Origin of the sequence: Brevibacterium senegalense, from assembly GCF_000285835.1 — a bacterium.
Taxonomy (GTDB): Bacteria; Actinomycetota; Actinomycetes; order Actinomycetales; family Brevibacteriaceae; genus Brevibacterium; species Brevibacterium senegalense.
Genome location: NZ_HE978601.1, coordinates 193,827 through 209,189, shown reverse-complemented (window position 1 = coordinate 209,189; position 15,363 = coordinate 193,827). Strand labels below are relative to the sequence as shown.

The following is a 15,363-nucleotide window of genomic DNA, read 5'->3' as shown; positions in this document are numbered from 1 at the left end:
CTTTCATGGGTGCCATAGACCGATTGTCACAGCAGCAGGTCGATGACGCGTCCTGACGCTCCGCCGTCATCATTGGGAGAGTACTCGCGGGAGAAGTCGCCCACCGTGTCCTCGGGGTCCATCCGACCCTCGCGGAAATCATCGATCGCGGATGCCAACTCCACCTCGGTGCGCACGATCGGGCCCGGCAGATCCGTGTCGTAGTTCAGATAGAAGCCGCGAAGGTTGTCGCGGTAGTTCTCGAGGTCGAACGCGTAGAAGATGATGGGTCGCTTCAGGATCGCGTAGTCGAAGAACGAGGAGGAGTAGTCAGTGACGAGCATGTCACTGGCGAGGAACAGCTCTTGGATGTCCGGATACTTCGAGACGTCCTTCACGGCGTCTGTCAGTTCCTCCGGGATCGGGAGCTTGTTGCTGATGAGGACGTGCGTGCGCACGAGGAGCACGACATCGTCGCCCAGTGATGACATGAATGACGGCAGGTCGAACGGCCAGTCGAAAGCAAACCGTCCCTTCGTCGTGGGCTGATCATCACGGAACGTCGGTGCGTACAGGACCACGCTCTTGTCGGGGTCGATCCCCAGCTGCTGCCGTACCGATTCCCGGATCGTGGGTGCATCAGGCGACGACAGGATGTCGTTGCGGGGATAGCCGACTTCATGGACGCGTCCGGTGTATCCGTAGGAAGAGCGCATCGCCTTCGTGGCGTAGGGGCTCGGAGAGACGAGCTCGGACCACTGTGCACTGGCCTCGGTGACCCGAGCGATGTAGCCGGAGTCGCGACCGAAGAAGTTGTCCTGGTCGAGGAACATCCTCTTGAGAGGGGTTCCGTGCCACGTCTGGATGTAGACGCCGTCCTTCCTGCGGTGGATGTAGTGCGGGAAGTTGTGGTTGTTGATCCAGTATTTCGCGGTCGCCAGATGCCAGAAGAACTGCGGGGAGTGACGCTTGACGACAGTCGTGTGGGCATCCCTTTGGGGCAGCCGTCCGTTGTAGATCCACACTTTCCGGCGTGGATCGTTCCGACGCACGAGTTCCTCGTAGATGGCACGGGGGCTGTCGCCGTACTGCTTGGCCTGGCCGCTCTCGAACACGATCGTGTCGGTATCCAGCGGGAAGAGCCTCATCACCTTGTAGGCACGCTTCATGACGGACATGTACCGGCGGTTCTTCCGCAGGACGCGCCCCGCCAAGGTGGCGGGCTCCGACTTCAGGAGATCGTCGAGAGGCGTGAAGAGGGGCTTGAAGTCACGGATCGCGGCGAAGATCCGCTCGTTGTTGTGGGTGTCGCGGTGCGCGATGAACCGATCTGCGCGCTGCCGGTAGACGTCGTCCATGCGAGCGCCGGCCTCGAAGATCTGCTCCAGTGCATCGAGCACGCCGTGATCGGTGCGGACGACCGGGCCCGGCAGTTCGGTGAGCGGATCCGCATGCGGCTTCGCGAATCGCTGTGCATCGAACTGGTAGTACACGACCGGCCGATGCAGGAACGAGAAGTCGAATGCGACGCTGGAGTAGTCGGTCACCATGACGGCGCTCTGCTTCATGAGGAGCTGAACGTCCACGTCGCCCTGGTAGACGATCCTGGCGCCCAGACCGGTGAAATGATCGCTGAACTGCTGCATGTTCGGGTGCAGGCAGAAGACGACCTCGAGCGAGTACTTCTGCACCTGCTCCTTGAACGCGTCAGAGGTGAGCAGAGACGACCAGCGATCGAAGTAGTCGGACTCTGTGAATCGCTCGGGATCCTGCAGCCAGGGCCGCCACGTGGGCATGATCATCAGCTGCCGAGGATTCATCTCGACATCACCCGCCAGGAGCGCGTCGAAGCGGGAGAAGCCTGCGACTGCCACCTCTGCGGGGGCGTATCCGAAGTCCTTGACGAAGAACTCCTTCTCGCGCTCGGAGCACACCATGATGAGATCGGTGTCGAACCCCGCCGCGGTCTTCCCGTAGTTGGGAACCATCCACTTCGCCGCTGTGACTCCGTGCTGGAGGAAGATGTTGTCGGCGTGCAGTCGCTTCTCGAACGACGGCTCCCGCGTGGGATAGAGGAAGCCCGGGTGGTGTGTGCCGACGATCTTGTCGGCGGCGAGGGTTACATCGATGTGCTCTTTCGAGCGGAAATCGATGACGTTCGTGTAGCCCTCGAGATTGCGCCGTTCGGGGGAGTCCTTCCGGATGACGTAGTACGCGTCGATCTCGGGGTGGTTGTCGCGCAGGTATCGGAAGAAGTGCATGCCGTTGTCCTGCGCCTTGTACGGCAGCTCCCCGACGAGCCAGACGGGCTTCGTCGACTGTCGCCGTCCAACGCGTCGCGGATCACGGAGGCGGTTCTGCAGATAGTCGAAGACTGATCGGTCGAAGACCTCCAGGTGCAGGGAGGGGTTCTTCGCCTTGAAGGTGTAGTACGGGGTGATCGACAGCGCCTTGGTGCTGGTCGTCGCGTGGCTGGACGAGGCTTGCTGGCGCACCAGGAACGGGCTGCGACCGATGCGAGCGCGGATGACGTCGTCTTCGCCGTCCGCATCGAGTTCGAGGTAGAGATCCGCGGTGTCGTCTACGATCACGTCCACGTCGTCGTGGAAGTCGTAGGTGACTTCGTACTCATACTGTCGCAGGCCGTATCGAGCAGAGGTGGCCGACTCGTTGTACGAGATCGTCAGCGGTGCGGTCCGGCGGAAGTCCGTCACTCTGCCCACCAGGACGAGCTCTCCCGTTCGCACCCGAGTGTTCCGCGTCATGACGTGTCCGCGGACTGTCAGCATCCCGTTGTCCACGGTGAGGTGGCCGTTGTGCACACGGGCGTACGGGCGGATCGACTCGTTCACGGCGATGGAGAGGAGCCCCTGGCGATTGACGTAGGGAGTGAGGGATCCCGCGGGAGTGTCAATGGTGCTGAAGTCCGGCAGCTCGGTCGTCTTTGCGCGCCCCAGGGGGAGCAAGTACTGCAGCTCGGGTCCTCGCGTGTCCTTGTCCTTGGCGAAGCGAGGTGCCCTGTCGCGTGTGGTGACGACCTGGACGAACAGCTTGAACCGATAGCCGCCATCCTCGCTGTCGCGCTCCTGCGCCAGCGCCTCATAGTCTTCGGTCCACTCGTGCACGGCCTCTGCGACGTGATGGAGGTCGATCGTCGCTACGTAGTGGGTGAGGGCCGAGTCGGGGGACTCTGCCTTCGTGAAGGAGCCCAGCTGGACCCACTCTCCGTGATGTTGCGCCCACAGCGTCCCCAGGAGGACATCTCGCGACGTCTCCGCGCGAACCGTCATCGAAGTTTTCTGGTCGTCCGTGTACGAGCACACCAACCGTTCGAAGACCGGCAACGTCGCGGCGTTCGCCTTGCGCGTGGCTGATTGGGCTGAGCGAACCTTATTGATGGCGGACATCGCGTGACCTGCGAGGCGGTATGCGTCCATGGTTCCTTCCGACGTTCTGGGGCTCGTCAGCTGTGCGCTCGACGCGCGATCATTGCGTGCGGTCACTTTACCGTCAGTTCACATGAGTGTGAGCCGCGGTGCCCTCTTGTGCCCGGTATCCATCGCGACATGAGGGAACGATACGCTCGGCTGCGATGATGTTCAGATGAACCCCGGGTAAACTCAAACGCTTGAGGCCTGTGCTGACACTGCAGCGGGCATTGATCGATGAGGGAGGGATTGTGGAGACGGCGGTTCGCGGACGATCCCCCTCGCTCGAGGAGCTTCGCGCCGTTGCGCAACCGCCGGAGGTTCGTGCTCGTAAGAACGCGGAGCACTGGACGGCCGAGCTGTACCTGCGGCACATCTCCATCTATTGCACTGCGCTGCTGGTCCGTACCCGTATAAGCGCGAACGGTGTCACCGCCCTTATGATCCTGGCTGGCTGGTGCATTGCTGGGGCACTGCTCATCCCAGGCATCTGGGGTGCTGTGCTGGCACTTGTCTTCTCGCAGATTCAGCTCTATCTCGACTGCTGCGACGGAGAGGTGGCGCGCTGGAGAGGGACGCGTTCTGCGAAAGGTGTATTCCTCGACAAGGTGGGCCACTACACGACCGAGGGCCTTGTGGCAGTTGCGCTGGGCCTGCGCGCAGTGGGGGACCTGAGTCTGCTGAGGACGGATCCGGGCATGGCCTATCGTTTCGTGGTCGCCGGTCTGGCACTGGGCTGGCTTGTCCTGCTCAACAAAGCGCTCAATGACATGGTTCACGTCTCACGCGCCTTCAACGGGCTAGATCGACTGCCGGATACGGCGGATGCCACAGCGATCCCCCGCGGACCCATCGCGACGCTCAAGAGCATTGCGCGGTTCGTCCCGTTCCACAGGATCTACCACTCCGTCGAGATGTCGATCCTCGCAGTGGTCGCGGCTCTCGCAGCGCTGATCCCGGGCGTCGGGATCAGCGCAGAGCGCACCCTGGTGATCGCACTGGCCGCACTGTGTGCCCTGTCCGTCGTGGGACACTTCATCGCCATCATGGCGTCCAGGAGGCTCGGATGAGCAAGCAGTCGCCCAGTCAGAGGCCACGTCGCGATCGCCGTCTGCTCACAACCGATCCGCTGACGGCAGACGGTCGGGTTCAGGTGGGCGATGCGCGAGACATTCCCGATCTGCCGTCGGCGTTCGACCGCGATCACCACCTGCAACGAGACGCGGGTGTGCTGACTGCCGGTTCTGCCCCCGGCGTTGACCAAAGCTACGAGCTGGTGCCTGACTCCGATGGCGATCTGCGTACGCGCTCCGGTCGCAGGCGGAAGCGCCGTTCGACTCCGGCCCCACCTGCGACGGGCCGCTACCGCTACGGTGTCGTGGTGCTGACGCAGGGCACGCGACCGGATGATCTGACGCGCGGACTGGAGTCACTGCTGGCTCAGCGCGGAGTCGAGCTCGATATCGTGTGCGTGGGGAATGGGTGGGAGCCCACTGGTCTGCCGGACGGGATCAGATCTCTCGCGCTCCCTGAGAACCTGGGCATCCCGGCTGGCCGGAATGAAGGAGTTCCCCACGTGACGGGCGACTACCTCTTCTTCCTAGATGATGACGCGTGGCTGCCGGATGACACGACCCTGCTCCGCATGGCCCAGCTCATGCGGGCTCACCCGGACATCGGCCTGGTGCAACCGCGGGTCGTCGACCCTGACCGGGACGACGCGCCCCGACGCTGGATCCCACGACTGCGGAAGGGGTCCGCAGAGCATTCGTCGACGGTCTTCTCCGTCTGGGAGGGCGCCGTCGCGATGCAGCGTCGGGCCTTCGAGGACTGCGACGGTTGGCCGGGTCCCTTCTGGTACGCGCACGAAGGTATCGAACTGGCGTGGCGCGTCTGGGACGCCGGCTACCGGGTCTGGTACATGGGCGACCTCTCCGTCGCCCATCCGGTTATCGACCCCAAGCGTCATGACGAGTACTTCTACATGAACGCCCGCAATCGCGTCTGGCTCGCTCGTCGTAATCTGCCGTGGCCGTTCAACTGGGCCTATGTGGGGTCGTGGACGCTGGTGCAGACTGCGCGGTGGGCAAAGTCTCCGGGGCAACTCCGGCCCTGGTTCCGTGGGTGGCGTGACGGGTGGAGAGACCACCCATGGGCAGAGGACGAGAACCCGCACAAGCTCTCGGGGCGCGGAGTACTCAAGATGTCGATGGCTGGCCGTCCGCCCATCGTGTGATGTGCCAGGTGCGACGCACCTGAGTATCCTCCCAGAGGACGGCGGCTGAACGGCTGGTCGCCGGGAGGCGGAAAGGAAATGAGTCATGGCAGTCCTGGTGACGGGCGGAGCGGGGTACATCGGGTCGCACGTCGTGCGACTGCTGGCACAGCGCGGCGACGACGTCGTCGTCGTCGATGACCTGTCGAACGGAATCGCGACACGGGTCGATGGCCACCCGATCGAGCAGATCGATCTGGCGGATGCGGGAGCGGAGGACTCCCTCGTGGACGTTCTGCGGCGCTATGACGTCTCCTCCGTCATCCACTTCGCGGCGAAGAAGCAGGTGGGAGAGTCCGTCGAACGGCCTATCTGGTACTACCGCCAGAACGTGGGCGGACTGGCGAATCTTCTCGCCGCGCTGGAGCGCGTCGGCGTCGAGCGTCTTGTGTTCTCCTCGTCCGCGGCGGTCTACGGCATGCCGGATGTGGAGCTCGTGACGGAAGACACCGACTGCCGCCCAATCAACCCCTACGGGCAGACGAAGCTGATCGGCGAGTGGATGATCGATAATGCGCGGGCCGCGACGGGTCTGCGAGCGGTCAAGCTGCGTTACTTCAACGTCGCGGGCGCTGGTTGGCCGGAGCTCGCGGACACCGCCGTCATGAATCTCGTCCCGATCGTCTTGGACCGTGTGGCTTCAGGCCAGCCGCCTGTCGTGTTCGGGGACGATTACCCGACTCCGGACGGCACGTGCATTCGCGACTATGTTCATGTGACCGACCTGGCCGAGGCTCACATCGCCGCACTTGACTACCTGGCCGACGACCAGCCGCAGGAGTCCGTTTTCAACGTGGGCACGGGCACCGGGTCGTCCGTCACCGAGGTCATCGACGCCATCTCCCGAGGCCTGGGCCGGGAGATCATCCCGGAGATGGGTTCGCGCAGGGCGGGGGACCCGCCACGGCTGGTCGCAGACGTCTCCCGGATCGCTGCCCAGCTCGTGTGGAAGGCTCAGCACGGTCTGGACGACATCGTGGGCTCTGCCATCGCCGCACGACGCTGAGCGCGTGACCTGGCCCTGTCTTCCCTCCGCTCGCGCATGTCCTCGGGCACAATGGCCTCATGAGCATCGATCTGGAGATCGCCCAGGCAGCGACGCTGAAGCGGATCACTGATATCGCGGACACGGTGGGACTGAGCACCGACGACCTCATTCCGTATGGCTGGACGAAGGCGAAGGTGCCGGTCGCCGTCCTCGAGCGCCTCGAGGCGGACACGACGCCCGGCAGGCTCATCCTCGTCACCGCGATGAGCCCCACCCCGGCGGGGGAGGGGAAGACGACGACCAGCATCGGCCTGGCGGACGGGCTCAACGAGCGCAACCGCCGCCGGATCGTCGCCGGTGAGGCCCCTACGGGACAGGCCGTCCTCGCTCTGCGCGAGCCCAGTCTGGGGCCCGTCTTCGGGATGAAGGGCGGTGCCGCGGGCGGCGGGCACGCGCAGGTCGTCCCCATGGAGGACATCAACCTCCACTTCACGGGCGACTTCAACGCGATCGCGCTGGCGAACAACCTGGCCGCGACGATGCTGGACAACCACATCGATCACGGCAACGCGCTGGACATCGACCCCCGTCGGATCCACATCCACCGCGTCATGGACCTGAACGACCGCGCGCTGCGGAACACGACGATCGGCCTGGGCGGGCTGAATGGCGGCGTGCCGCGCGAGGACCACTTCGACATCGTCGTCGCCAGCGAGGTCATGGCGGTGTTCTGCCTGTCCACCAGTGTGGCGGACCTGCGGGCCCGCCTGGCCCGCATCGTCGTCGCCCACACCCGTGACCGCACGCCGGTCACGGTCGATGACATCGGCGCGGCTGGCGCGATGACGGCACTGCTGCGTGACGCACTGTCGCCCAACCTCGTCCAGACCCTCGAGCACACACCCGCGTTCATCCACGGCGGGCCCTTCGCCAACATCGCCCACGGCTGCAACAGCGCGCTCGCCACCCGGTCCGCGCTCGCCCTGGGTGACTGGGCGATCACGGAGGCCGGCTTCGGAGCGGACCTGGGCGCGGAGAAGTTCCTCGACATCAAGTGCCGCGCGACCGGCCTGTGGCCGGACCTCGTCTGCGTCGTGGGCACCGTCCGCGCGCTCAAGTACCACGGCGGCATCGAGAAGGAGGCACTGGAGGAGGAGAACGTCGAGGCGATGCTCGCGGGAATGCCCAACCTCGAGCACCACCTGTCCGTGCTGCGCGACGTGTACGGCCTCACCGCGGTCGTGAGCCTCAACCGGTTCCCGTCCGACACTGACGCCGAGGTCGAGGCCGCCATCGCGCACCTCGCGCAGCAGGGCGTCCGCGCCGTCTCTGCCGAGCACTGGGCGCACGGCGGCGCAGGCGCGCTCGACCTGGCCGACGCCGTCATCGCGGCGGCAGAGGAGCGGAGCACCGCAAGCGGAGGCGGACCGCGCCACCCCTACGAGCTCACCGCACACCCCGCAGAGAAGATCAAGGCCCTCGCCACGACGGTCTACCGCGCCGGCTCTGTCCAGATCCCCGCCGCCGTGCGCCGCACCCTCGACCAGTACGTGCAGGAGGGCTACGGCGACCTGCCGGTCTGCATCGCGAAGACGCAGTACTCGCTCAGTTCCGACCCCTCGCTGCGCGGTGCGCCGGTGGGCCATGAGCTCACAGTGCGCGATGTGCGCCTGTCAGCGGGTGCAGGCTTCATCGTCGTCATCTGCGGTGACATCATGACGATGCCGGGCCTGCCCAAGGACCCCGCCGCCCACCGCATCGACGTGACGGACGACGGGAGCATCACGGGACTCTTCTGAGCCGGCCGGGTGAATGGAGTCCGAACAGCCGCTGAGTCCGCGCGCGCCCGGTTCGTCTCCCAAGCCCGGGCGCGTAGAGTGCTCCGGTACGCGCTCACCGCAGGGACTGCGGCCACGAGCGGGACGACGACAGAGGACTGGGATGTTGGAACGGCGACGAGACGACTCGGCCGCCCCGAGGCCACGGCTGCGCGACGCGTGGTCGAAGCACTGGGCGAACCGGCGCCGCCTCTTCCGCGAGGTCCTGTCGTTCCTGTCCGTGGGCGGCGTGGCCTACCTGGTCGACGTGGGCCTGTCGAACCTGCTGCTCTTCGGTTTCCTGGGCATCCCGGCGCTGCTGGTCGCCAGCCCCGTCAAGGCGAAGATCGTCTCGACCATCGTCTCGATGGCCGTCGCGTGGGTGGGCAACCGGTTCCTCACCTACGGGCAGCGCGACTCCGGCTCCGCCCTCTCGGGCATCTGGAAGTTCGTCGTCGTCAACCTCATCGGCATGGTCATCGTCGTCGCGCCGCTGGGCGTCACCTGGTACCTGCTTGGCCTCCACGACCCGCTGTCCTACAACATCTCCACCAACGTCGTGGGCATCGGCCTCGCCATGGTGTTCCGCTTCTGGGCCTACCGCACGTGGGTGTTCCCCGACCGCGGTGAGGAGGACCCCGCCGCCGAGGTCGTCGTCACCGACGGCTTCGACCGGACCGCCCGCTGACCCCGGGGCCCCGGACTCCGCCGGGCGGCCGGGTGCCGGCCGTGCGGACCGTGTGCGGCCTCGGGCCCGGTCCTGCCGTCAGAGGCGCTGGGCGCCGTCGACGGTGACCTTCCCCTTCGTGTCGAGGAACCGCTGGGAGACGCCCGCGATCGCGTCGATGTCGTAGCCGCGGTGGTTCTGGACGACGACCACGATGTCCGCCTGGGGCGCGGCCGTCAGCGCGTCCTCGACGCGGGGGACCTCGACGCCTGCGACGGTCCACTGCTCGATCGCCGGGTCGTGGTAGGACAGGTCCGCGCCGTGCTCCAGCAGCGCCTCCGCCAGCGGGACCGCGGGGGATTCGCGCCGGTCGGAGATGTCGGGCTTGTACGTGACGCCCAGCAGCAGGACCCGGGCACCGCGCAGCGCCTTCGCATCGTCGTTCAGCATGTCCTGCACGCGGCGCACCACGTACGCGGGCATCGACGAGTTGATCTCCTGCGCCAGCTCGACGAAGCGGAACGGGTAGCCCAGGCGGGACTTCACGTTGTAGGAGAGGTAGTTGGGATCGATCGGGATGCAGTGGCCGCCCACCCCGGGTCCGGGGTAGAACGCCTGGAAGCCGAACGGCTTGGTGCCCGCCATGTCGATCGCGTTCCACAGGTCGATGCCCAGCTCGTGGCAGAACTGCGCCATCTCGTTGACCAGGGCGATATTCACATGGCGGTACGTGTTCTCCAGCAGCTTCGCGGTCTCCGCCTCGCGGGTGCCCTTCGCCGCGACCGTCGTCTCGATGAAGCGGCCGTAGAACTCCCGCGCCCGCTGCGTGCCGGCGGGGGTGATGCCGCCCACCACCTTCGGAGTGTTGACGAGGCCGTACGTGGGGTTGCCCGGGTCGATGCGCTCGGGGGAGAACGCGAGGTGGAAGTCGACGCCCGCGCGCAGGCCGCTGGCCTCCTCGAGGATCGGCTGCACCAGCTCCTCCGTGGTGCCGGGGTACGTCGTCGACTCGAGGACGACGAGGGTGCCGGGGGTCAGCCGCGCGGCGATCGCGCGGGTGGCGGCCTCGACCGCGCCCACGTTGGGGCGGCTGTCGTCGTCCAGCGGGGTGGGCACGCAGATGACGATCGCGTCCGCCTGCGCCAGCACCGCATCGTCCGTCGTCGCGCGGAAGCCCCGCTCGCGGATCTCCGCGATGTCCGCGTCAGTCAGGTCGTCGATGTGGGAGCGGGAGTCCATGAGCCCGTCGACAACGGCGTGCGACACGTCGAATCCGACGACCTCGAGTCCCGCCCGGACCGCGGCGTGCACGAGCGGCATCCCCACGTACCCCAGTCCCATGACGACGGCGTCCACGGCCATGACGGCTCCTCCGGGGTGAGGGGAGGGCCGCGGCGCGCGACGCGTCGCGAGCGTTCTCCCGGCTGCAGGTCGGTCAGTACACTACCAACCATGGCTCCACCCCTCCGCATTCTGGTCGCGACCGTCGTGCACGATCCCGAGGACGCGAGGATCCGTCACCGGCAGCTGCCGGCACTCATCGATGCGGGGCACGAGGTCGCGTACGCGGCGCCCTTCAGGGCCTTCGGCCGGATGCCGCCGGAGGGCGTGTGGGGGATCGACCTGCCGCGGGCGCGGGGCAAGCGCCGCCTCAGTGCGATCCGGACCGCCCGCACGCTGCTGAGCTCGATGTCCCGCAGCGTCGACGTCATCCTCATCCACGACCCGGATCTGCTCCTGTCCGTCGTCGCGCTGCCGCGCCGGCGGGCGACGATCATCTGGGACGTCCACGAGGACACCGCCTCCGCACTGCACATGCGCGACTGGGCGCCGCTCGGCGTGCGTCCCATCCTGAGCGCCGGGGCGGTCGCGGCAGAGCAGTATGCGGAGATCAACTTCCGCCTGCTGCTGGCGGAGCACGGCTACCGCGACCGGTTCACCCGCATCCATCCCGTGGTCCCCAACTCCGTTCGGGTGCCGGAGGAGGAGCCCGCGGATCCGGGGGACGACCGCGTCGTCTACCTGGGCAAGCTCACGCGACCGCGCGGGGGTGCGGAGCTCATCGAGCTGGCCCGCCGCGTCCCGGAGGTGACGGTCGAGATCATCGGCCCGGCGGAGCGCGACATCGAGGACGAGCTGCGCGCCGCTGCGGACGAGGGGATCGTGGACTGGCGCGGCTTCCTGCCCAACGACCAGGCGCTGGCCAGGCTGCGCGGCGCGCTCGCGGGCGTGAGCCTGCTGCACGACGAACCCAACTACACGAACTCGCAGCCCACCAAGATCATCGAGTACATGTCCCACGGACTGCCGACCATCACGACGCCCAACTGGGCACCCAAGGAACTGGTCGAGCACGCGGACTGCGGTGCGGTCGTGCCCTTCGGCGACGTGGACGCCGCGGCGTCCGTCGTCCGCCGGTGGCGGGAGGACCGCGCGGAGCGCGTGCGCCTGGGTCGCAGCGGCTACGACTACGCACGGACCCACCTGAACTGGAACGTGGACGCGCACGACTTCGTCCGTGCGATCGACGACGCGCGGATGCTCGACCTGGCGAAGCGCCGCCGGGTGAGTTCGACCGCCAAGCGGGTGATGGGACGCGGTCGGGGAAGGACCCGCGTGTGAGTGCCGACGGCACGCACCCGGCCGCACCGGCGGCGTCGGACCCGCACGTGCGGGACGTCGTGGGCGCGCTGGGTGCGGACGGGGGACCCGCTGCACCGGACGGCCCCGACTCGCGGGACCCCGGCCTCCACGGCCCCCGCGTGCACGGCCCCACCGTGCGCCTCGACGCCTCGACCCTCGCCTGGGCCCCGCGCACGCTTCACAGCTCCCATCTGAGGGACGCGGACACGGCACGCCGGGCCGACGCCCTCGTCGTCCGCCGCACGCGGGACGGCGAGGAGCTGCTGAGCGGGATCTCCGGCGCCGTGCCGGTCTACGTCGCGGACGACGGCGACTCCGCCCGCTTCTCCAGCCGGCTGTTCGCGCTCACCGCGGGCGCACCGGTGCGGGGGGACTGGGACGCGTGGGCGGATGTCCTGGCCGCCGGCGCACCTCTGAACGGGAGGACGACGGTCGCGGGAGTCCGTCGCCTGCGCCCGTGGGAGTCCGTGCACGTCCAGGACGGCACGGTCCGCTTCGAGCGCGAGCGATGGCCGTGGCTGGATGTGCAGGAGGACTCCACCGCCCGGATCGAGGATGTGGCGGACGCGCTCACCTCGACCCTCACCCACCTGGCGGAGGACCACCTGCTCCTGTCGACGCTGAGCGGCGGGTGGGACTCGCGGATCCTCGCCGCCGTCGGCGCCGCGGTCTCCCGCGTCGCACCCACCCATGCGACCGGCGCGCACGCCGCTCCCACCCCGCCCGCGGCGATCACGACCTCGTCGGACACCGGCATCGTCCTCGAGGAGCTGGTCGCCGCGCAGGTCGCCCACCGCCTGGGCCTCGAGCACACGATCGTCGTCCCGCGCGTCGACCGGTTCGAATCCGACCTCCGCCGCTTCGTCGACGCCGTCGACCACCAGACGTCCTACCACGTGTGGCTCGTGCCCGTGCTGGCGCGGATCGCGGGCGTCGACGGGCTGGTCCTCGACGGTCTGGGCGGCGGCCTCATGCTGGGCGGCGACTTCACCGGGGGAGACCACCGCGCCGCCCGGATCGCCGGCCTCCTCAAGTACCTGCAGGGCGCGGAGCAGGTGCTGCGGCCGGAGGCGGTGCGCGGCATCCGGGAGCGCACCCGCGCCTCGTTCGACGCCTTCGACGCGGACTGGCCGGAGATCGCGGACCACCCGTTCGAGGCGACGTTCACCGCCTACCTGAACCGCACGCTGCCGGGCATCAGCCAGTCGCCGTACGGCCTGGTCGCCCGCACCCACGCGGTCGCCACCCCGTTCCTGGCCGACGAGGTCGCCCGGGCCTGCCTGCGCATCCCCGCGGCCGCGCACGCCGGCGGTGCGCTGTACCCGCGGCTGACGGCCCTGTTCGACCCGGACCTGGCCGCGCTGCCCACCGCGCAGAGCATGGTCCCGTGGCCGCGCCCCCACCCGCGCCGCATCACCGCGGACGAATCCGTCGCCGTCCTGCGCCGCCTCGTCCTCGACGGACCCGCCGCCGCTCTGCTGGTCGACGGGCTGGCCGACGAGGGCACCCCGCACTGGCGCCGCCTGCTGAGCCGCACCGGCCCGCAGCACCTGCTGCGCAGCCTCGCGATGCTGAACCTCTGGTGCGAGGCCCACGCCCAGAGTCTCACCGGTCCCGGCGTCGAGGAGCTGCTGGCATGAGCGCCCACGTGCACGTGCGAGCGGATCGGATCATCACCGTGGCGCCGGCTGTCACCGTCCTGCTGGTTCCGGGGCCGTCGCTGGGCGGACCCGTGCAGCTGGACCCCGCCCTCGTCCGCCTCCTCATCGACGCGGACGTGCGCGGGCTGCAGACCGTCGCGCTGGCCGGTGCGCTGCACGACCTGGACGCCGCCCCGGTGTCGCTGGCCCGGTACGTCGCGACGGATGACGGGGCCACCGCCGCCGAGGCCGTGGCCCGCCTGGGTGCCCACCGCACCCTCCGCGTCGCGGACGTCTCGCCGGACGCCGTCCAAGCCTGGATCGGGCGGGTGCCCGCCGTCGAGGCCCGCACCCTGCGACGCCGCGTCCGCACCGCCCTGCGCCGGATCGCGCCGGTCCGTCGGGTCTACGAGAGGATGAGGACACGATGAGCGACGGGTATGAGAGGGGCGCGGACGACTTCGACGTCGTCATGGCGACCGACTGCCGCTTCCCCGGCGGGTCGACCGCCAGCGTCGTCGAGGAGATCGAGGCCCAGCACCGCGCCGGCTACCGCACCGCGCTCCTGCACCTGCCCTCGCCGGTGCAGCGCAGCCGGCGGCCGTTCGCGCAGCGCATCCAGGACGTCGTGGCGGCGGGGAAAGCGGAGCTGATCCTGCCGCACCAGTCCGTGCGCGCCCGCACCCTGCTGGTGCGCCACCCCACCCTCTTCAGCACCATCCCGGAGGACCTGCCGCGGATCAGGGTCTCCTCGACCGTCATGATCGCCAACCAGGTGCCGGTCGACGACCGGGCGACGGAGCCCTACTACGACGTGGAGACCGTGCATCGGAACGCGCAGCGGGCGCTGGGACACGCACCCGTCTGGGCGCCGATCGGGCCGCTGGTGCGGACCGCGATCACCCGGTCGTGGCGGGACGTGCCGATGGTGGACGAGGACTGGGTCAACATCATCGACGCGCCCGTCTGGGCGACGCCCCGCGACGGCCTCGTGGGGGAGACCCCCGTCATCGGGCGGCACAGCCGCGGGCACTGGTCGAAGTGGCCGGACACCCGCGAGGACCTGCTGGCCGCCTACCCGGACGACCCGCGCTACCGGGTGCGCGTGCTGGGCGGGACGGAGGCGCCCCAGGAGATCCTGGGCGGCCTGCCGCAGACCTGGACGTCCCTGCCCTTCGGCTCCGTCCCCGTGCCGCGGTTCCTGGCCGGCATCGACTTCCTCGTCTACTTCCACCACCCCGGGCTCGTCGAGGCCTTCGGCCGCGTCGTGCTGGAGGGACTGGCCGCCGGCGCCGTCTGCATCGTCCCGCCGCAGATGGAGCAGGTCTTCGGCGACGCGTGCGTCTACGGGTCCCCGCAGGACGTCACCGGGATCGTCGACCGTCTGAGCGCGGACCCGGCTGCACTGGCCGCCCAGCGCGAGCGCGGGCTGCGGGCCGTCCACGAGCGCTTCAGCTACGAGGCCCACCTCGACCGCCTCGCCGCGTTCGCGGGTGACCCCACGGGCACACCCGCGGCGCTGGGGACCCAGAGGAAGGGGGCGGCCACGGCCCTGCTCGTCGCCCCCACGGGCGCGCCGCAGGACACCGTCGCCGAGGCCGTCGCCTGGATGCGGGAGACCCTCACCCAGGTGCCCGTCGTCGTGACGGCCGACCACGATCTGGACCTCGACCCGGCCATCGAGTCTGGTCCCGTCGATGCCCCACGGGTCGCGCACCTGGCGCGCGCCCACCGGGCTGCGCGGGTACTGGTGCTCGACGGGCAGCCGGCCGGGGCCTCGGCGCCGGAGCTCGTCTCCCGTCTGGGCGACGACGTGGACGCGGAGCTGCTGCGCCGGGACTCCGGTGCCTGGCGGGCGGAGCCGCTGGAGCGGCGGCGGGAGGCCGCGAGCGGCGCGACCGCAGCGGTGCGTCGCACGGTGGGCCG

Annotated in this window: 11 protein-coding genes; 9 read left to right on the top strand and 2 right to left on the bottom strand. The window is 68.7% G+C overall.

Going from position 1 to position 15,363, the window contains the following annotated elements; translation table 11 throughout:
• Nucleotides 1-26: 26 nt before the first annotated feature.
• Complete coding sequence (locus HGBR_RS04025; protein ID WP_019158045.1) at nucleotides 27-3,269, bottom strand: CDP-glycerol glycerophosphotransferase family protein; 3,243 nt, start codon at nucleotides 3,267-3,269, stop codon at nucleotides 27-29.
• A gap of 347 nt (nucleotides 3,270-3,616) precedes the next feature.
• On the opposite strand from HGBR_RS04025, the gene HGBR_RS04020 reads away from it, so the two are divergent.
• The 5 genes from HGBR_RS04020 (at nucleotide 3,617) to HGBR_RS04000 (ending at nucleotide 9,175) form a co-directional block, all read left to right on the top strand.
• On the top strand, nucleotides 3,617-4,477 hold the full coding sequence (locus HGBR_RS04020; RefSeq protein WP_019158044.1) for a CDP-alcohol phosphatidyltransferase family protein: 861 nt from the start codon (nucleotides 3,617-3,619) through the stop codon (nucleotides 4,475-4,477).
• Nucleotides 4,478-4,785: 308 nt separating this feature from the next.
• On the top strand, nucleotides 4,786-5,643 hold the full coding sequence (locus HGBR_RS04015; protein ID WP_026077316.1) for a glycosyltransferase family 2 protein: 858 nt from the start codon (nucleotides 4,786-4,788) through the stop codon (nucleotides 5,641-5,643).
• Between the two features lie 85 nt (nucleotides 5,644-5,728).
• A complete protein-coding gene (gene galE / locus HGBR_RS04010; protein WP_019158041.1) occupies nucleotides 5,729-6,688 on the top strand; it encodes a UDP-glucose 4-epimerase GalE in 960 nt (319 codons plus the stop codon).
• 59 nt (nucleotides 6,689-6,747) lie between these two features.
• Complete coding sequence (locus HGBR_RS04005) at nucleotides 6,748-8,469, top strand: formate--tetrahydrofolate ligase (protein WP_019158040.1); 1,722 nt, start codon at nucleotides 6,748-6,750, stop codon at nucleotides 8,467-8,469.
• Nucleotides 8,470-8,611: 142 nt separating this feature from the next.
• The gene (locus tag HGBR_RS04000) at nucleotides 8,612-9,175 is read left to right on the top strand and encodes a GtrA family protein (protein WP_019158039.1); all 564 of its coding nucleotides are present in this window, start codon (nucleotides 8,612-8,614) and stop codon (nucleotides 9,173-9,175) included.
• Nucleotides 9,176-9,253: 78 nt separating this feature from the next.
• Here the strand turns inward: HGBR_RS04000 and HGBR_RS03995 are convergent, their stop codons facing one another.
• Nucleotides 9,254-10,516 (bottom strand): nucleotide sugar dehydrogenase, encoded by a 1,263-nt coding sequence (locus tag HGBR_RS03995; RefSeq protein WP_019158038.1) that lies wholly within the window; start codon nucleotides 10,514-10,516, stop codon nucleotides 9,254-9,256.
• Between the two features lie 90 nt (nucleotides 10,517-10,606).
• Between HGBR_RS03995 and HGBR_RS16315 the strand changes: the two genes are divergently transcribed.
• The 4 genes from HGBR_RS16315 to HGBR_RS20155 all read left to right on the top strand — a co-directional run.
• Nucleotides 10,607-11,776 (top strand): glycosyltransferase family 4 protein, encoded by a 1,170-nt coding sequence (locus HGBR_RS16315; protein ID WP_019158037.1) that lies wholly within the window; start codon nucleotides 10,607-10,609, stop codon nucleotides 11,774-11,776.
• Nucleotides 11,773-13,437, top strand: coding sequence for an asparagine synthase-related protein (locus tag HGBR_RS03985; RefSeq protein ID WP_019158036.1), 1,665 nt, complete (start codon nucleotides 11,773-11,775; stop codon nucleotides 13,435-13,437). Before HGBR_RS16315 ends, HGBR_RS03985 begins: the two co-directional genes overlap by 4 nt.
• Nucleotides 13,434-13,868, top strand: a complete 435-nt coding sequence (locus tag HGBR_RS03980; RefSeq protein WP_019158035.1) for a hypothetical protein — start codon at nucleotides 13,434-13,436, stop codon at nucleotides 13,866-13,868. The genes HGBR_RS03985 and HGBR_RS03980 overlap by 4 nt, the downstream gene beginning before the upstream one ends.
• Nucleotides 13,865-15,363, top strand: a 1,499-nt coding sequence (locus HGBR_RS20155; RefSeq protein WP_019158034.1) for a glycosyltransferase, incomplete at its 3' end; no start/stop codon positions are given. The genes HGBR_RS03980 and HGBR_RS20155, both read left to right, overlap by 4 nt.